Source organism: Streptomyces sp. WMMB 714, assembly GCF_900090125.1.
In the GTDB taxonomy this organism is placed as follows: domain Bacteria; phylum Actinomycetota; class Actinomycetes; order Streptomycetales; family Streptomycetaceae; genus Streptomyces; species Streptomyces daqingensis.
On record NZ_FMHJ01000008.1, the window covers coordinates 88,011 to 105,163 of the forward strand.

Below are 17,153 nucleotides of genomic sequence, written 5' to 3' on the forward strand. Positions count from 1 at the left end.
CGGACGTCCACCCCTCAAACCCCCGTAGGGCGGAGCGAATCGGACATCAGGCCCGCCTAGCGGCTGACTTTGTAACCGGAAGCTCTTTCTATCACCGGACAACACGAACCAGCGGTCCGGTTCCCGCTCGGGCGCACGGGCCGAAACGCGCTCGATGCGGAGCCGTTGCCCCGCCGTTAACGCGCCTCCGGGCCCCTCGCGGCGCCCTCAAGATCCCCCTGTGTCACTGCCCTTCGGCGAGCTCCAGCCACCGGGACTCCAACTCCTCGCGCTGGCCGCTGAGTTGGCGGAGTTCGGCGTCGAGGTCCGCTACTCGTGCGAAGTCCGTCGCGCTCTCTGCCATCGCGGAGTGCAACGCGGACTGCTTCTCCTCGATCTTCTCCAACTGCCGCTCGATGCGCTGCATCTCCTTCTGTTCCGCGCGAGCGGCCGCTGCCGGCTTCGCCGGGGCGGACTTCGCCGGCGCACCTCCGGACGCACCGCTGCCCGGCGATGCCGCACCCCCGGTGTTCGCGGCCGCACCGCCACCGGACGACTTCGCGGGCACCGCCACGGCCTCCCGCTGCCGGCCACGCCTCTCCAGGTACTCGTCGATGCCGCGCGGCAGCATCCGGAGCGTGCCGTCGCCCAGCAGCGCGAAGACCCGGTCGGTGGTGCGCTCCAGGAAGAAGCGGTCGTGCGAGATGACGACGAGCGAACCCGCCCAGCCGTCGAGGAGGTCCTCGAGCTGCGTCAGGGTCTCGATGTCGAGGTCGTTGGTCGGCTCGTCGAGGAAGAGCACGTTGGGCTCGTCCATGAGGAGACGCAGGATCTGCAGGCGGCGCCGCTCACCGCCGGAGAGGTCCCCGACGGGCGTCCACTGCTTCTCCTTCACGAAGCCGAAGCGCTCGCAGAGCTGGGACGCGGTCATCTCACGGCCCTTGCCGAGGTCGACGCGTCCGCGCACCTGCTCGACGGCCTCCAGCACCCTCTTCCCCGGGTCCAACTCGGCGACCTCCTGCGAGAGATACGCCAGCTTCACCGTCCTGCCGACCTTGACGCGTCCGCCCGCCACCAGCTCCGACTGCACCTCGCCGCCGCTGCGCGCGGCGTCCGCCAGAGCCCGCAGCAGCGACGTCTTGCCCGAGCCGTTGACCCCGACCAGACCCACCCGGTCACCCGGGCCGAGCTGCCACGTCAGGTGCTTCAGCAGCGTCTTCGGTCCGGCCTGCACGGAGACGTCCTCGAGGTCGAAGACGGTCTTGCCCAGCCGGGAGTTGGCGAACCGCATCAGCTCGGCGGTGTCCCTGGGCGGCGGTTCGCCCTCGATCAGCGCGTTGGCAGCCTCGACGCGGAACCGCGGCTTGCTGGTGCGCGCCGGCGCTCCGCGGCGCAGCCAGGCGAGCTCCTTGCGCATGAGGTTCTGCCGCTTGCTCTCCTCCTGGGCGGCGACGCGCTCACGCTCGGCCCGTGCGAAGACGTAGTCGGAGTACCCGCCTTCGTACTCGTGGACCACGCCGCGCTGGACGTCCCACATGCGGGTGCACACCTGGTCGAGGAACCAGCGGTCGTGCGTGACGCAGACGAGCGACGAGCGGCGCGTGCGCAGATGCCGGGCCAGCCAGGCGATGCCCTCCACGTCCAGGTGGTTGGTGGGCTCGTCGAGGACGATCAAGTCCTGTTCGGCGATGAGGAGTTGAGCGAGGGCGATACGGCGGCGCTCCCCGCCGGAGAGCGGGCCGACGACCGTGTCGAGGCCCTGGGGGAAGCCGGGGAGGTCGAGGCCGCCGAAGAGCCCCGTCAGCACGTCGCGGATCTTCGCGTCGCCCGCCCACTCGTGGTCGGCCATGTCGCCGACGACCTCGTGCCGTACGGTCGCGGCGGGGTCGAGCGAGTCGTGCTGCGTGAGGACTGCCGGCCGCAGCCCTCCCGAGTGGGTCACGCGGCCCGCGTCCGCCTCCTCCAGCTTCGACAGCAGCCGGATCAAGGTGGTCTTGCCGTCCCCGTTCCGCCCGACGACGCCGATCCGGTCGCCCTCGCTCACCCCGAGGGACACACCGTCGAGCAGCGCCCGGGTGCCGTAGGCCTTGCCCACGGCTTCCAGATTGACGAGGTTGACGGCCATTTCACTCCTGTCACGCGTGCTTCCCCCGGCCTTCGGCGCGGGGCCCCACCGGGCGCCGGACGCGGTGAGCCCCGGCATCAGCCCTCCAGGGTACTGAGGTGCCCGGAGGCTCCGGCGGGTGCGCCCGCCGGAGCCCGGGCGGCCCGGTGGACGGCGGCGAGGAGCGGCCGAGGGCGGGCGCGTGGCGCGCGGACCGGGGGCAGGAGGCGGCCGGCCCCCGCCGCTGCGGGGGCGCGTCCGGCAAGGGCGGCGGTGGCGGCCGGGCTGCTCAACTCCCGTGCAGCATCAGGGCGATACCGCCGACCATCAGCATGGACGCGGCCACGCGCGGCGCTCCGAAGCGCTCCTTGAAGAACAGCGCCCCTATGGCCGCGCCCGCGATGATCGACGACTCGCGCAGCGCGGCGACGGGCGCGAGGGGCGCCCGTGTCTGCGCCCACAGCACCAGCCCGTACGCGACGACGGAGAGGGCCCCGGCCGTCAGTCCGCGCACCGCGACGGGGCGGATCCCGGAGCCGAGTCCGCGGCGCCGGGTGAGGAGCGCGTAGACAGGGATGGGGACGCCTTCCAGCAGCATCAGCCACGCGACGTAGCTCACCGCGGAGCCCGAAGCGCGCACGCCGGCGCCGTCCACGACGGTGTAGGAGGCGATGGCCAGGCCCGTGGCCACGGCGGCGGTCAGCGCGGGCAGCCTGCTGCCGGCCCGTGAGGCGCGTCCAGGCCGCTGGTGGCCTGAGCCGCCGGCGGGGCGCTCCCTGCGGATCCCCCACAGCGCGACGCCCAGCAGTCCCGCGGCGGCGACGGCCACTCCGGCCGTCTGCCAGGCGCCGGGCCACTCGTGCAGGAAGACGGCGGCGAGGACGGTCACGACGAGCGGGGCGGTACCGCGGGCGATCGGATACATCTGCCCGAAGTCGCCGAGCCCGAAGGACCGCATCAGCAGCAGCTGGTAGACGACGTGCAGCACCGCGGAGAGCAGCAGCGGCGGCCACGCCGCGGCGGCGGGCAGGGGGGCGGCGAGGGCCAGCGCCAGCCCGCAGAGCGCTCCGCCCGTCCCCACGAGGGTGAAGGCGATGAGCTGGTCCTCGATGTGGTGCGCCAGCGCGTTCCACGAGGCGTGGGTGACCGCGGCGGCCAGGACGGCCGCGACGACCAGCGGCGTCACGGCACGTCGGCGCTCTGCTCGCGTACGTCCACGACCGAGCCGCCGGCGTGGGCGATCAGCGTCCGCGGGTCGAGCGCGAAGACGGTGTGGGGCGTGCCCGCGGCGGCCCACACGACCTCGTGGCCGAGCAGCCGGCGGTCGGCGAGCACCCGCATCGTCGTGACGTGCCCGAAGGGCGGGACGCCGCCGATCGCGTAGCCCGTCGCCTCGCGTACCAGGCCGGCGTCGGCACGCTGCACGCTCCGGGCGTCCAGCTCGTCCCGCACGAGACGCACGTCGACGCGTGAGGCACCGTCCATCAGGACGAGGACGGGTTCGCCGTCTGCCGCGAAGACCAGGGACTTGACGATCTGGCTGAGCTCGCAGCCGATGGCCTCGGCGGCCTGTGCGGCGGTGCGGGTCGCCTCGGGGAAGGCGCGGATCTCGACGTCGCCCGGAGGCCGTCCCGGCGAGGCGATCGGGCCCAGCGCCGCGAGGGCGGCGGCGAACCGCGGGTGCGCTGAAGGAGCCTTCGTCATGCGGGCGACGCTACCTGCCGCCGGGCGGCGCGGGCGAAGCGGTTTCGGCCTCCTCCGGCTCACGGCACGCACGCGGGGCGGAGAGCGGCGCGCAAGGGGGCGCAACGCGCTGCGGGCGGCGCCCCGTTGAGGGAGCGCCGCCCGCTGTGCGTGCGCGCCTGCCGCAGTGCCTCGCGGGGCACCGCAGCGGGTCAGCCGGCCGAGGCGTCCAGGATCTGGCGGACGACCGGTCCCGCGTTGTCGCTGCCGTGGCCCGAGGCCGGAACCACCGCCGCCGCCGCGAGGTCGCCCCTGTACGCGGTGAACCAGGCGTTGGGCTTCTTCTGGCCGTCGACCTCCGCGGAGCCCGTCTTGGCGCCGACGTCTCCGCTGAGGCCCGCCATGGGCTTGGCGGCCGTGCCGCTCGCGGCCGTCAGCTGCATCAGGCTCTTCAGGTCCGCCTGCGTCTGCGGCTTCATGTTCCGGCTCGCCTTGGCGATCGTGCGGTCGTCCAGCGACGGCGAGACGATCAGCGGCTGCTTGAACGTGCCGTTCTGGACGGTCGCCGCGACGGACGCCATGTTGAGCGGGTTCATGCGGACCGCGCCCTGCCCGATGAGGGAGGCCGCCATCTGCGCGTCCGTCTGGGTGGGGACGCTGCCGTCGAAGGTGCCGGTGCCCACCTGCCAGTTCTGGCCGATGCCGAAGACCTCGCTGGCCTCCTTGCTCAGGTCGCCGTCGTCGAGCTTCTCGGCCTGGGTGATGAAGGCGGTGTTGCAGGAGCGGGCGAAGCTCTGCGCGAACGTGCCGTTCTCGATCTCGAACTTGTCGTCGTTCTGGAACTTCCAGCCGCCGTAGGTGTGGAACTTGGGGCAGGGGTGCTCCTTGCCGGGCGACGCGAGGCCCTTGTCCAGCAGCATGGCGCTGGTGATGACCTTCATCGTGGAGCCGGGCGCGAGGGAGCCGCGCAGCGCCGTGTTGAAGCCGTCCGCGGGCGAGTTGGCGACGGCGAGCACTTCGCCGGTGCTGGGCTTGAGGGCGACGGCGCCCGCCTTCGCCTTGCCCTTGACCGCCTGCTCGGCCGCGGTCTGCACGTCCTTGTCGAGCGTGGTCTTGAGGGTGCCGGGCCGGCCCTTGGAGAGGGTGCGCAGGGTGGTGCCGGTGTCCTTGCCCTTGGCGTCGACGATGCGGGTCTCGACACCGGGGGCGCCGTCCGTCTTGTCGCCGTAGCGCTTGCGGAGGTCGTCGAGGACGCCGGCGAGCATCGGGTGCGCTTCCTTGGTGAGCGGGGCACCGTTGCGGTCGACGGCCTTGATCGGCGGGGTGCCCGCCTTGCCCGTCCTGACCGACTGGCCGTCCTTCAGCTTCGGGTTGATCACCGTCGGCTTCCAGTCGACGACCGCCTCGCCGCTCTTCTTGTCGCGCTTGACCTCGAGGGAGGAGCTGTAGTTCCAGGTGGCGCGCTGCTGCTGGTACGCGACCTGGGCGTTGACGTCGAAGGGCACCTTCGTGCCCGAGGCGGAGCCCTGCGCCAGGCCGACCTTGGAGACGTGGGCCTCGTCGCGGTACCCCTTCAGCTCCTTCGCCGCCGCGGCGGCGTCGTCGGTGAGCTTCGCGGCCTTCGCCGAGTCCCCCGAGGACCAGGCCGCGAGGAAGCGCTTCGCCGTGGTGCGGACCTCCGCCGCGCTGGGCGGCCCGGCCTCGGCCTCGCCGGGTCCCTTCCCGTCGGACGAGGCGACGCCTCCCTTGCCGCCCTTGTCGTCACCTCCGACGAGGGCGTAGACGCCGAAGCCGGTGGCCGCGACGACGACTGCGGCGGCGCCCCCGATCAACGCCATCTTCTGAGTGTCACGCATTAGAGATTCTGCCCCTCCACCCCGCCTCAGCCGACGCGCCAAGGACCGTGCGAGGCACCCTAGAGCACTCGGGCGACATCACGTGCCCCTGGTATCCCTGTTAGGGCGCATATGGCCGGGAAGCGGATTCGAATAATCACCGGATCGAGACTACGGACGCCGAACACACCCTACGCACAGGGGAGTCGGGCGGTCAGATCCAGGTGTCGAACCACATGCGCTGCCGCCACTCCTCCATGGGAATCGCCTGCCCCGTGTAGATCGGCCAGAAATAGACGAAGTTCCACACGACGAGCAGCACCAGTACGCCCGCGCCGACGATTCCCGCAGTGCGTCTGCGTTCCCCCACTCCCGGCGGTCCGGCGAGAGCCCCGATCATCATGGTCACGGCAAGACACAGGAACGGCACGAAGACGACCGCGTAGAAAAGGAAAATGGTCCGCTCCTGGTACATGAACCAGGGCAGATAACCGGCGGCGACGCCGCACAGCACGGCCCCCGCACGCCAGTCCCGCCTGAAGAACCAGCGGTAGAGGACGTAGAGCAGGGCGAAGCAGGCGGCCCACCACAGCAGCGGCGTCCCCAGCGCGAGGACCTCCCGGGCGCAGCCCTCGCCCTGCGCGGTGCAGCCGTCCTTGCCGGCCTTGGGCGACTCGTAGAAGTAGGAGACGGGACGGCCCAGTACGAGCCAGCTCCACGGGTTGGACTCGTAGGTGTGGCCGGAGGTGAGGCCCACGTGGAAGTCGTAGACCTCCGCCTCGTAGTGCCAGAGGCTGCGGAGCGGCCCCGGCAGCCAGCCCCACGGGCCGGCCGCACCCCCCTTGTCCGCCCAGTCGCGGAAGTAGCCGCCGGAGGTCGCGAACCAGCCGGACCAGGAGGCGATGTACGTGCCCAGCGACACCACGACGAGGGACGCGAACGCGGGGAGGGAGTCCCGCCGGAGCATCGCCGCGAGGGGACGGGGCGCTCCGGCCGTGCGGCGGGCGCCCATGTCCCACAGGACGGTGAGGAGCCCGAACGCGGCGAGGATGTACAGGCCGTTCCACTTCGTGGCGCAGCCGAGGCCCAGGCAGAGACCGGCGAGGAGCCGCCACGGGCGCGGGCCGAACCCGAAGCGGGCGCCGGTCTCCGGGTCGGGGCGGACGGCGGCCCGGTCCGGCCGGGCCGAGGGGTCGACCGGGTCGGGCGGATCGTCCGGAGGCAGCGCGCGGGCGAGGGCCGCGCGTGTCCGGTCGCGGTCGGCCAGCAGGCAGCCGAAGGCGGCCAGCACCCAGAACATCAGCACCAGGTCCAGCAGCGCGGCGCGGCTCATGACGAAGTGCAGCCCGTCGACGGCCATCAGCAGCCCCGCGAGGCAGCCGAGGACGGTGGAGCGGAACAGGCGCCGCCCGATCCGGCACAGCATCAGCACGGACAGCGTGCCGAGCACGGCCGTCATGAAGCGCCAGCCGAAGGGGTTCAGCCCGAAGAGCCACTCGCCGAGCCCGATCGTCCACTTCCCGACCGGCGGGTGGACGACGTAGGCGCCCTCCGGTGACAGCGGGATGCGCTGGGGGGTGTCGAGGATGCGGTCGTTGGCCTTCTCGGGCCAGCTGCCCTCGTAGCCGTACTGGAAGAGGGACCAGGCGTCCTTGGCGTAGTACGTCTCGTCGAATATCACGGCGTGCGGGGAGCCGAGCTGCCAGAAGCGCAGCACCCCCGCCAGCAGCGCGACCAGCAGCGGACCGCCCCATGCCGCCCAGTGCGCGAGGCGGGCGGCGGCGTGCGGCGAGAGCCCGAACAGGGCGCCGATGCGCCCGTCCGGCGCGGGGAAGGGCGGCACCAGCCGCTCTCGGGTGCCCACACGCGAGCGTCCCGCGTAGCCGAAGCCGCGGAGCCGGGCCTGCCATGTCGGCGCGGCCTCCGGGGTCTCCGCGCGTGGGACGTCTGCCGCGGTGTCACTGGTCGTCACCGGGCCATCGTAGGGAACGGTCTCCCGCGAGGGTGGCCGCACGGGAACACGCGCAGCGCTCCGCACGCGGAGGCGGCGCGGCAGCCCGCTGCCGGGGGGCCTCCGGCCGGGGCCTGCGCACGGTCCGGCGCTCCCCGAAGGGCTGGGAGGATGGCGGGGTGACTGGAACGCTCGTACTCGCCGGAACGCCCATCGGGGACGTCGCGGACGCGCCGCCGCGCCTCGCCCGCGAGATCGCCGCCGCGGACATCGTCGCCGCCGAGGACACCCGGCGGCTGCGGCGGCTCACGCAGGCGCTGGAGGTGCGTCCCGGCGGGCGGATCGTCTCCTACTTCGAGGGCAACGAGGCCGCCCGCACCCCTGAGCTGGCGGACGCTCTCGCCGACGGCGCGCGGGTGCTGCTGGTGACGGACGCCGGCATGCCGTCGGTGTCCGACCCGGGGTACCGGCTGGTGGCGGCGGCGGTGGAGCGGGGCATCGCCGTCACGGCGGTTCCGGGGCCTTCGGCGGTGCTGACGGCGCTGGCGCTGTCGGGGCTGCCCGTCGACAGGTTCTGCTTCGAGGGGTTCCTGCCGCGCAAGGGCGGCGAGCGGCAGGCCCGGCTGCTGGAGGCCGCGGAGGAGCGGCGCACGCTGGTCTACTTCGAGTCCCCGCACCGGCTGGAGGCCGCGCTGGCGGCGATGGCTGAGGTCTTCGGCCCCGGCCGCCGTGCGGCGGTGTGCCGGGAGCTGACGAAGACGTACGAGGAGGTCCGCCGCGGGCCGCTCGGAGAGCTGGCGGAGTGGGCCGCGGCCGGCGTGCGCGGAGAGATCACCGTCGTCGTCGAGGGCGCGGCGCGGGAGGACGGGCGGCAGCTGGACGCGGCGGAGCTGGCGGGCAGGGTGGCCGTCCGCGAGGAGGCGGGCGAGCGCCGCAAGGAGGCGATCGCCGCCGTGGCGAAGGACGCCGGTGTACCGAAACGCGAGGTGTTCGACGCGGTCGTGGCCGCGAAGAAGGCGCCGCCTGCGGCGACTTCGCCGGGGGCGTCCGGCAGCGCGTCGTAAAGCCGCTGCCCGAGGGGGCGCGGGCGGACCGGGAGTCGGTGGACGGGCAGGGCACGGACGGTGCGCGTCCGCACCACGGCGCGGCCAAGTTCTCCTCAAGTTCCGGGCACGGACGGCGCCTTTCCCTCCGGCGAGGAGTCCACTGGTAGTGGACCCACCGGCCGGAAAGAGGTGCTGCCATGGACCGCTCCGGAACGACAGCCCACGAGGCGTACTCCTTCGCCTGCATGAGGTGCGGATACGGCTGGGAACAGGAATACGAGATCAGGCATCTCGAATATCCCGACGGGACCCCGTTCGTGACGTACCACTCGGACGGGAAACGCGTTCCTTCGCCGATCAAGCACCCGACGTGCGTGAATTGCGACGGCCACCAATTGCGGATCATGCGTTCGGGAAGGGTCGCCGACGCCCAGTCGCACCTGGAACCGCGCACGCCCCCGAAAACGGGGACTCCCCCGGAAACGCCGTCGCAGGCGGGCCCGTTGACGCGCAGGAAGCCCCGGCGCTCCCCCACCCCGAACACCGCCGCGAACACAGCCCCGGACACCGCCGCGGAGAAACCGGCGGACGAGCGCGAGGGACCCGGCGCGCGGCCCCGCACGGTCCTGCGCTTCTTCAGACGGTGACGCGGTGAGGTGCCGCACCGAGCGGCACCGTGCGGACAGGACGGGCCCGGCAGCGCCGCGTAGCCACGTCCTAGGATCGCGGGCATGCCCACTTCCCCGCAGCAGCCCGCACCTCCGCTGCCCGAGCCGCTCCGCGTGCCGGTCGCCGACTCGCACACCCACCTCGACATGCAGGAGCCGTCGGTCGGGGAGGCCGTCGCCGCGGCGGCCTCGGTCGGGGTGACCACGCTCGTCCAGGTCGGATGCGACCTGGAGCGCTCGCGGTGGGCCGCGGAGACGGCCGCCGAGTTCCCGTCGGTGCACGCCGCCGTCGCGCTGCATCCCAACGAGGCGCCGCGCGTGGGCGACCGGGCCGCCCTGGACGCGGCGCTCGCCGAGATCGAGAAACTCGCGGCGCTGCCCGAGGTGCTCGCCGTGGGAGAGACGGGCCTGGACTACTTCCGGACGGGTGAGGAGGGCGTCGAGGCCCAGCAGCACTCGTTCCGCGCGCACATCGCCATCGCCAAGCGGCTGGGACGCGCCCTCGTCATCCACGACCGGGACGCCCACGACGACGTGCTGCGCATCCTCGACGAGGAAGGCGCCCCGGAGCGCACCGTCTTCCACTGCTACTCCGGCGACGCGGAGATGGCGCGGCACTGCGCCGCGAGGGGCTGGTTCATGTCCTTCGCGGGGAACGTCACCTTCAAGAACGCGCAGCCGCTGCGGGACGCGCTCGCCGTCGCCCCCGCGGAGCTCGTGCTCGTGGAGACCGACGCGCCCTTCCTGACGCCCGTGCCGTACCGCGGACGGCCTAACGCGCCCTACCTCGTTCCGGTCACGCTGCGCGCGATGGCGGAGACGAAGGGGATGTCCGAAGACGCCCTGGCAGAGCACGTGGCGGCCAACACCGCGCGCGCCTTCGGCTATTGACGAACAGCCCCTGAGGCGCGCCGAATTCACGGGAAGACAACTCTGTGTAGTGACGCCGCTTTGGAGAGTGACGCGACTCCGGCTACAGTCCGCGCGACATCCCGCCGGAAGTTGGAGTGCGTCGTTGAGCCAGTCGCAGTCGCAGGGAAGTCACCGCGCGGTGCGCCGGGCAGAACGCCTGACGCGCGTGCAGGCCGCAACCGTGCCGCGCGTACCGGAGCAGGGATACGGTCCCCCGCCGCGCGGGCACTCCGTACGTCCCGGGCGTCCCGCGATGTACGTCCCGCCGGTGTACGCGCAGCCTCCCGGCCGTCTCCAGCCGGACCGCGCGCCGTCCTCCTCCTCTCCCGGCGGCTACGACCGGAACCCCGACGACACGTACCGGCCCTCGTACGAGGCCCGGCGCCCGCCCGGCGTGAAGACCCGGGCCGCCTCCGCACCTGCTCCGGCACCGGCCTCCACACCGGCGGCTCCGCCCGGCGCACGGCCCGCGAGCACGCCACGGCCCCGTTCCGTTCCCGGACCCGGCCCCGGATCCGGCGCGGTCCCGCGCCCGGCGCGCCCGCGTACGGACGCGGTCTCCGCGCCCGGCGGCCCGGTGGTGCGCCCCGCGGGCGGCCGGGCCGCCGCCCGCCGCGCCGAACGCGCCCGCAGAGCGGCCCAGCGGCCCGAGACGCTCCGCCGGCTGGTGCCGCAGGCCCTCGTCGTCGCCTTCCTCGCCGGCGGCACGACCGCCTTCGTCGCACACGACAAGACGGTGCATCTCACCGTCGACGGGCAGCCGCGTACCGTCCACACCTTCGCCGACGACGTCGGTGAACTCCTCGACGAGCAGGGCGTGCACGTCGGCGGCCACGACGAGGTCGGCCCCTCGCCGCGGCACGCCATCGCCGACGGGGAGAGGGTCGCCGTGCGGCACGGCAGGCGCATCGACCTCACCCTCGACGGCGCCCGCAGCAGGGTGTGGACGACGGCCGCCACCGTCACGGGCGCGCTGCGGCAGCTCGGCGTCCGCACCGAGGGCGCGCGGCTGTCGACGGCGCCCGACGCCCGGATCGGTCAGGACGGCATCACCCTGGAGGTCGTGACCGAGCGGAGCATCACGTTCCTCGCCGACGGGCGTGAGAGGACGGTCGCGACCAACGCGGCCACGGTGCTCGAAGCGCTCGGGGACGCGGGCATCGAACTCGGCGGCCTGGACGCGACGTCGGCGCCGATCGACAGCTTCCCGCGCGAGGGGCAGACCATCACCGTCATGCGGGTCACCGGCCGGGAGAAGGTCAAGGAGGAGCACATCCCGTTCAGGACGGTGCGGCGGGCGGACCCCACGCTGCTGCGGGGCACCGAGGTCGTCTCCCGGGCGGGGAGGCCCGGCCTTCGGCGGGTCACCTACCGGCTCCGCACCGTCGACGGGGTGCGTGAGAAGCCGCGGCGCATCGCCGTCGAGGTACTGCGGCGCCCACGCGAGCAGATCGTCCGCGTGGGCACGAGCCCCCTGTCCGTGCCCGGCGCCGACCATCTGAACTGGGCCGCCCTCGCGCAGTGCGAGTCGGGCGGCAGGCCCGGCGCCGTCGACGCCTCCGGACACCACGGTGGGCTGTACCAGCTGGACCACGGCACGTGGAACGGCCTGGGCGGAAGCGGCCGTCCCGAGCACGCGTCCCCGGGGGAGCAGACGTACCGGGCCAAGAAGCTGTACGTATCGCAGGGGGCGAGTCCGTGGCCCTACTGCGGCCGTAAACTGGCGCGGTGAACGCAGTCCCCGCCCCCGCCCCCGGCCACGGCCCGGACCGCGCCACCGGTTCCGGAGCCGGCGGCGAGAGCGGCAGTTCCGGATCCGGCCCGGGCACCGGCCCCGCGCCCGAGCCGCAGGAAGGCGGCGGCGGGGCGGATGCCCTGCTCGGCCCCTCCGACGTCCGCGAACTCGCGGAGACGCTGGGGCTGCGGCCCACCAAGCAGCGGGGGCAGAACTTCGTCATCGACGCCAACACGGTGCGCCGCATCGTCCGCACCGCCGATGTGCGCGCGGACGACACCGTCCTGGAGGTCGGTCCGGGCCTCGGCTCGCTGACGCTCGCGCTGCTGCGGGCCGCGCGGCACGTGACCGCGGTCGAGGTCGACGACCAGCTCGCGGCCGCCCTCCCCGGGACGGTACGGTCCCGGCTGCCGGGGCGCGCGGACGACTTCACGCTCGTGCACGCGGACGCGATGCAGGTGGACTCGCTGCCGGGTCCTCCGCCGACCGCGCTGGTCGCCAACCTCCCCTACAACGTGGCCGTTCCGGTGCTGCTGCACATGCTGGCCACGTTCCCGACGCTGCAACGCGTCCTCGTCATGGTGCAGTCGGAGGTCGCGGACCGGCTCGCCGCACCTCCCGGTTCGAAGGTCTACGGCGTCCCCTCGGTCAAGGCCGCCTGGTACTGCGACGTCAAGCGGGCCGGCGCCATCGGGCGCAGCGTCTTCTGGCCCGCGCCGAACGTCGACTCCGGGCTCGTCTCGCTCGTACGCCGGGACCCTCCGCGCACGAGCGCGGGACGCGAGGAGGTCTTCGCCGTCGTCGACGCGGCGTTCGCGCAGCGCCGCAAGACGCTGCGCTCGGCGCTCTCCGGATGGGCGGGGTCGGCGGCGGCGGCGGAGGAGGCGCTGACCCGGGCGGGGGTCTCCCCGCAGGCGCGGGGCGAGGCGCTGACGGTCGAGGAGTTCGCCGCGGTCGCCGAGCAGCACGCACAGCACAGGGAGACAGCCGCGTGAATGACGCCGATCTCGTGAACGGCGCCGGGTACGTGACGGTGAGGGTGCCCGCGAAGGTCAACGTCCAGCTCTCCGTGGGGGGTCTGCGGCCCGACGGCTTCCACGGCCTGGCGAACGTCTTCCTCGCCGTCGGCCTGTACGACGAGGTCACCGCGTTCCCCGCGGACGGCCCGCAGGTCACCGCCGAGGGCGCCGACGCCTCCCAAGTGCCCCTGGACGAGAGCAATCTGGCCGTCCGTGCCGCGCGGCTGCTCGCCTCCCGGCACGGCCGTGCCCCCGACGTGCGGCTGCACATCGCCAAGGACATCCCCGTCGCGGGAGGCATGGCCGGCGGCAGCGCCGACGCGGCGGGCGCGCTGCTCGCCTGCGACGCCCTGTGGGGCACAGACACGTCGCGGGACGAACTCCTCGCCATGTGCGCGGAGTTGGGTTCGGACGTCCCGTTCTCCCTCGTGGGCGGCGCCGCGCTGGGACGCGGCCGTGGCGAGCTGCTGACGCCCCTGGAGACCGGCGGCGCCTTCCACTGGGTGTTCGCCGTCGCGGACGGCGGCCTCTCCACGCCCGCCGTCTACCGCGAATGCGACAGGCTGCGCGAGGCCGGCGGCGGAGGCGCGACCGTGGAGGCGGTCCCGGAGCCGGAGGCGTCGAGGGCGCTGCTGGAGGCGCTGCGCGGCGGCGACGCCCGCGCTCTCGCGGAAGCCCTCTCCAACGACCTCCAGGCGGCGGCGGTCTCGCTGCGCCCGTCGCTCGCGGACACCCTCAAGGCCGGTGAGGCCGCCGGGGCGCTCGCCGCTCTCGTGTCCGGCTCGGGACCGACGTGCGCGTTCCTCACCGAGGACGCCGCTTCTGCCGAGGCCGTGGCGGCCACGCTGCGCGCCTCGGGCCACTGCCGTACCGCACGCACCGCCACGGGCCCCGCTCCCGGGGCTACGGTCGTGCGCCAGGGCTGAAGCCTGCCGAAGTCAGCCCGGCGGCGCGGGTCACGCCCCGGCACCGCCGTCGTCCCGGACCACGTGCCGGAAAGCGGAGTTGACGGACGTGATGCCGCCGTCCACGGGCAGGGTGACGCCCGTGATCCACGCGGCGTCGGCCGATGCGAGGAAGGCGACGGCGGCCGCGATGTCGTCCGGGCTGCCGACGCGGCCGAGCGGGTAGACCTCGCCGAGCCGATCCAGCACCTCGCCGCGGCCGGACCACGCGGCGGTGCGCACCGTTCCGGGGGCGACGAGGTTGACGCGCACCCCTCGGGGCCCGCCCGCCCCGGCCAGCGTGCGGGTGAGGCTCGTCAGGCCCGCCTTGGCCGCGCTGTAGGCGTGGTTGCCGAAGTCCTGGAGGCCGTTGACCGAGCCGATGTGGACGATCGCGCCGCGGCCGCCGGCGGCCGCGAGATGGGGCATCGCGGCGCGTGCGCAGCGGAAGGCGCCGGTGAGGGTGGTGTCGATGTCCCGTTCCCAGTTCCCGTCCGGCTCGTCCTCCAGCAGCTCCACGTCGGGGTGGCAGGAGTAGGCGTTGCTGACGAGGACGTCCAGCCGGCCGAACCGCTCGACGGCGTGCGCCACCGCGGCCTCGACGCTGCCCCTGTCGCGCACGTCGCAGACGAGGGCCTCCGCGTGGCCGCCGGGGGCGTCCTGCCCGCCCGCGGCGTCGCGGATCTCCTCCGCCGCGCGTCCGGCCCGCTCTCCGTCCACGTCCGTCACGAGCACCCTGGCTCCCTCTGCCGCCAGCCGGCGGGAGACGGCCGCGCCGATCCCCTGCCCGGCCGCGGTCACCAGCACCGCGTAACCCTCGAACCGCCGCATCGGGCGAGGCTAACGCCGTAACCGGCCGGACGGCGAGAGCCGTCCGGCGGCGGGCCCCGGCGGGCGTTCCGCCTGGAGCCCTGCCGGACGTCCTCCGGGAGTCCCGCCCGCGCCGGGGCGGGGGTCAGTCCTTCTGCTCGCCGTCGCCGCCCGGAGCCGGGGTGCCGTCGCGGCCCGCCCGCTTGAACGGGAGGACCGGCGCCAGGTGTTCGGGCTCCCCGCCCGTGCCGGGCGCCGGGAGGCCCGCGGCCTGCGGGGCCGCCGCTGCGGCCTCGCTCCCGTACCGGCCCGCGCCCATGAAGACCGCGAGCACCTGCTCCAGGCTCTCCCCCGTCGTACGGGCACGGACGCGGGCCGCCTCCAGCTGCTGCGGCGTCGGCCCGCGCCCGGGCCCGGGTGAGCCCTTGCTCACGGGGGCGTTCACGGCTTCCTGCCCACGCCCGCGTAGAGCGTGGCGCTGCGCAGCTGCTCGGCGTCGGCGCCGAGTTCGTGGCCCTCCTCGGGGCGCCACTCGTGGGCGGCGGCCACCCCGGGGTCGAGCAGCTCCAGACCGTCGAAGAACAGCCCGACCTCCCGGTGGGAGCGGAGCTGCACCGTCGTGCCGCCCGCGTCGTAGACCTTCTTCACGCCCTGCCAGGCGGCGGCGTCGAAGTCGGTGGTGCAGTGCGAGAGGACGAGGAAGCTGCCGGGAGCGAGCCGGTCGACCAGACCGCGGACGATCTCGTACGGCTTGTTCTCGTCGGGGACGAAGTGCAGGAGCGCGACGAGGGAGAGCGCCACCGGCTCGTCGAGGTCGATGATCTCGCGCAGCCGGGGCGAGGCGAGGATGTCGTCCTCGCGGATGTCGGCGCTGATGTAGGCCGTGCGGCCCTCGGGCGAGCTGCGCATCAGGACGTGGGCGTACTCGAGCACCGTGGCGTCGTGGTCGGCGTAGACGACGCGCGCGTCGGGCGCCACGCCCTGTGCGACCTGGTGCAGGTTGGGCGAGGTGGGGATGCCGGTGCCGATGTCGACGAACTGGCGGACGCCGTACTCGGAGGCGAGGGCCCGCGTCGCCCGGTGCATGAACGAGCGGTTCGTCTCCGCGGTGAGACGGATCTGCGGGCAGACCGTCAGCACCTTCTCGGCGGCTTCCTCGTCGACGGGATACCAGTCCTTGCCGCCGAGGTAGTAGTCGTACATCCGGGCAGAGTGCGGCCTGCTGGTGTCGATCTCCGGCTTGCCGGACGTGGTCATCGTTCATCCCTTTTCTGCCTGTGGGCCGCGGGAGCACAGGGCGCGTGCTCCGCGCGACCGGTCGGATTGGTCTGTGGATCCGGGGATGGTGCTGGGATCCGCGCTGGTCGGGCGCTCGTCCTCGTGTTCTCGGTTCTGCTTCCGTACTGCTTCCGGTGCTGTCCCCCGCTGTCCCCCGCTGTCCCCTGGTGCGGGCTCCGGCCGGCGGCCGACCGGTGCTGCGCCCGCGTGGCCGCCCGGCCTCCCTCAGCCGGAGCGCGGCCCGGACTCCGGTGCGGGGACGGTCATCTGGCGTACTCCTTGCGCAGGTTCATCAAGTACGTCCGCGGGTCGGGCACGTACTCGGAGGCCAGCAGCGAGACGCGGGTCAGCGCCTCCAGATGCGTGACCACGTCGGGTCTCTGGTCCAGGTAGACGGCGCTGGTGAGCCCCACCTCGGTATAGACGATGTCCTGCAACTCCCGTTCGCGGAAGCGGAAATAGGTCAGATGGCCGCCCGTCGCCGGGTGTGCCCCCGCCGCCATGGGGACGATCCGCAGCGTGATGCCGGGATGCCCGGCCACCTCGATGAGCCGGTCCATCTGGCCCCGCATGACCTCCGCGCCGCCCACGTCCCGCCGCAGCGCCGCCTCTTCGAGCACCACCCACAGCGTCGGGGCGTCCGGCTGCTCCAGCAGCGCCTGGCGGCGCACCCGCAGGTCCACGCGGTGCTCCAGCGCCTCCTCGGACGCGTTGGGGAAGCCCGCCCGGATGACGGCGCGCGCGTAGTCGCGTGTCTGCAGGAGGCCGGTGACGTAGTGGGGTTCGTAGACGCGGATCACCTGGGCGTCCGTCTCCAGGCTGACGTACGCACGGAACCAGTCCGGCAGCGCGTCGCGGAACGGGTACCACCAGCCGGGCGCGTTGGCCTGCTCGGCCATCGAGATGAACTCGCCGATCTCCGCGTCGCCGACGCCGTAGAGCCTCAACAGCTCTTTGACGTACGGGACTTTGAGGCCGACCTGCGCGTTCTCCATGCGCCTGATCGTCAGGTGGTTGACCCGAAGGGCCTTGGCGGCGTCCTCGACACGGACGCCCGATCCCTCGCGCAGCTCCTTGAGCCGCTTTCCGAGGATGATGCGCAGCACCGTGGGGGCACTCGACCCACTCGGCAGTGCATCAGTCACGCCCCACCTCCGGGGATCGGCGTCGACAGCGGTTCTCGTTCACA

Annotated in this window: 15 protein-coding genes; 6 read left to right on the plus strand and 9 right to left on the minus strand. The window is 73.5% G+C overall.

The window, feature by feature from the left end:
• Positions 1-223: 223 nt before the first annotated feature.
• From H181DRAFT_RS16290 to H181DRAFT_RS16310, 5 genes are all read right to left on the minus strand, one after another.
• Positions 224-2,104: an ABC-F family ATP-binding cassette domain-containing protein gene (locus H181DRAFT_RS16290; protein ID WP_045865217.1), complete on the minus strand. Its 1,881-nt coding sequence runs from the start codon at positions 2,102-2,104 to the stop codon at positions 224-226.
• Between the two features lie 268 nt (positions 2,105-2,372).
• Positions 2,373-3,269: an EamA family transporter gene (locus H181DRAFT_RS16295; protein WP_045865218.1), complete on the minus strand. Its 897-nt coding sequence runs from the start codon at positions 3,267-3,269 to the stop codon at positions 2,373-2,375.
• Complete coding sequence (locus H181DRAFT_RS16300) at positions 3,266-3,787, minus strand: YbaK/EbsC family protein (protein ID WP_045865219.1); 522 nt, start codon at positions 3,785-3,787, stop codon at positions 3,266-3,268. Before H181DRAFT_RS16300 ends, H181DRAFT_RS16295 begins: the two co-directional genes overlap by 4 nt.
• A 191-nt stretch (positions 3,788-3,978) precedes the next feature.
• Positions 3,979-5,604 carry a penicillin-binding transpeptidase domain-containing protein gene (locus H181DRAFT_RS16305; protein WP_045865397.1) on the minus strand — a complete coding sequence of 542 codons (1,626 nt, stop codon included), beginning with the start codon at positions 5,602-5,604 and terminating at the stop codon, positions 3,979-3,981.
• A gap of 211 nt (positions 5,605-5,815) precedes the next feature.
• The gene (locus tag H181DRAFT_RS16310; RefSeq protein WP_045865220.1) at positions 5,816-7,573 is read right to left on the minus strand and encodes a dolichyl-phosphate-mannose--protein mannosyltransferase; all 1,758 of its coding nucleotides are present in this window, start codon (positions 7,571-7,573) and stop codon (positions 5,816-5,818) included.
• Between the two features lie 158 nt (positions 7,574-7,731).
• On the opposite strand from H181DRAFT_RS16310, the gene rsmI reads away from it, so the two are divergent.
• The 6 genes from rsmI to H181DRAFT_RS16340 all read left to right on the plus strand — a co-directional run bounded on the left by rsmI (position 7,732) and on the right by H181DRAFT_RS16340 (position 13,858).
• A complete protein-coding gene (gene rsmI / locus H181DRAFT_RS16315) occupies positions 7,732-8,616 on the plus strand; it encodes a 16S rRNA (cytidine(1402)-2'-O)-methyltransferase (RefSeq protein ID WP_045865221.1) in 885 nt (294 codons plus the stop codon).
• Positions 8,617-8,795: 179 nt separating this feature from the next.
• Positions 8,796-9,245: a hypothetical protein gene (locus H181DRAFT_RS29955; protein WP_045865222.1), complete on the plus strand. Its 450-nt coding sequence runs from the start codon at positions 8,796-8,798 to the stop codon at positions 9,243-9,245.
• Positions 9,246-9,329: 84 nt separating this feature from the next.
• A complete protein-coding gene (locus tag H181DRAFT_RS16325) occupies positions 9,330-10,157 on the plus strand; it encodes a TatD family hydrolase (protein ID WP_045865223.1) in 828 nt (275 codons plus the stop codon).
• A 289-nt stretch (positions 10,158-10,446) separates the two neighbouring features.
• Positions 10,447-11,910 (plus strand): resuscitation-promoting factor, encoded by a 1,464-nt coding sequence (locus tag H181DRAFT_RS16330; RefSeq protein WP_254666866.1) that lies wholly within the window; start codon positions 10,447-10,449, stop codon positions 11,908-11,910.
• Between the two features lie 143 nt (positions 11,911-12,053).
• On the plus strand, positions 12,054-12,908 hold the full coding sequence (rsmA, locus tag H181DRAFT_RS16335) for a 16S rRNA (adenine(1518)-N(6)/adenine(1519)-N(6))-dimethyltransferase RsmA (RefSeq protein ID WP_045865399.1): 855 nt from the start codon (positions 12,054-12,056) through the stop codon (positions 12,906-12,908).
• Positions 12,905-13,858: a 4-(cytidine 5'-diphospho)-2-C-methyl-D-erythritol kinase gene (locus tag H181DRAFT_RS16340; RefSeq protein ID WP_254666867.1), complete on the plus strand. Its 954-nt coding sequence runs from the start codon at positions 12,905-12,907 to the stop codon at positions 13,856-13,858. Before rsmA ends, H181DRAFT_RS16340 begins: the two co-directional genes overlap by 4 nt.
• A gap of 30 nt (positions 13,859-13,888) precedes the next feature.
• On the opposite strand, the gene H181DRAFT_RS16345 is transcribed toward H181DRAFT_RS16340, so the two are convergent.
• From H181DRAFT_RS16345 to H181DRAFT_RS16360, 4 genes are all read right to left on the minus strand, one after another.
• A complete protein-coding gene (locus H181DRAFT_RS16345) occupies positions 13,889-14,707 on the minus strand; it encodes an SDR family NAD(P)-dependent oxidoreductase (protein WP_045865224.1) in 819 nt (272 codons plus the stop codon).
• 124 nt (positions 14,708-14,831) lie between these two features.
• Positions 14,832-15,131 (minus strand): hypothetical protein, encoded by a 300-nt coding sequence (locus tag H181DRAFT_RS16350; RefSeq protein WP_045865225.1) that lies wholly within the window; start codon positions 15,129-15,131, stop codon positions 14,832-14,834.
• Positions 15,128-15,943, minus strand: a complete 816-nt coding sequence (locus tag H181DRAFT_RS16355; protein ID WP_045865226.1) for an SAM-dependent methyltransferase — start codon at positions 15,941-15,943, stop codon at positions 15,128-15,130. The genes H181DRAFT_RS16350 and H181DRAFT_RS16355 overlap by 4 nt, the downstream gene beginning before the upstream one ends.
• Positions 15,944-16,227: 284 nt before the next feature.
• Positions 16,228-17,109, minus strand: a complete 882-nt coding sequence (locus H181DRAFT_RS16360) for a helix-turn-helix domain-containing protein (protein ID WP_045865227.1) — start codon at positions 17,107-17,109, stop codon at positions 16,228-16,230.
• Between the last annotated feature and the right edge of the window lie 44 nt (positions 17,110-17,153).

Excerpts from the sequence above, each read along its gene's own strand:
- H181DRAFT_RS16305 (WP_045865397.1), bottom strand. The coding sequence starts at position 5,604 with ATGGCGTTGATCGGGGGCGCCGCCGCAGTCGTCGTCGCGGCCACCGGC.
- H181DRAFT_RS16355 (WP_045865226.1), bottom strand. The coding sequence starts at position 15,943 with ATGACCACGTCCGGCAAGCCGGAGATCGACACCAGCAGGCCGCACTCT.
- H181DRAFT_RS16325 (WP_045865223.1), top strand. The coding sequence starts at position 9,330 with ATGCCCACTTCCCCGCAGCAGCCCGCACCTCCGCTGCCCGAGCCGCTC.
- H181DRAFT_RS16345 (WP_045865224.1), bottom strand. The coding sequence starts at position 14,707 with ATGCGGCGGTTCGAGGGTTACGCGGTGCTGGTGACCGCGGCCGGGCAG.
- H181DRAFT_RS16290 (WP_045865217.1), bottom strand. The coding sequence starts at position 2,104 with ATGGCCGTCAACCTCGTCAATCTGGAAGCCGTGGGCAAGGCCTACGGC.
- H181DRAFT_RS29955 (WP_045865222.1), top strand. The coding sequence starts at position 8,796 with ATGGACCGCTCCGGAACGACAGCCCACGAGGCGTACTCCTTCGCCTGC.
- H181DRAFT_RS16300 (WP_045865219.1), bottom strand. The coding sequence starts at position 3,787 with ATGACGAAGGCTCCTTCAGCGCACCCGCGGTTCGCCGCCGCCCTCGCG.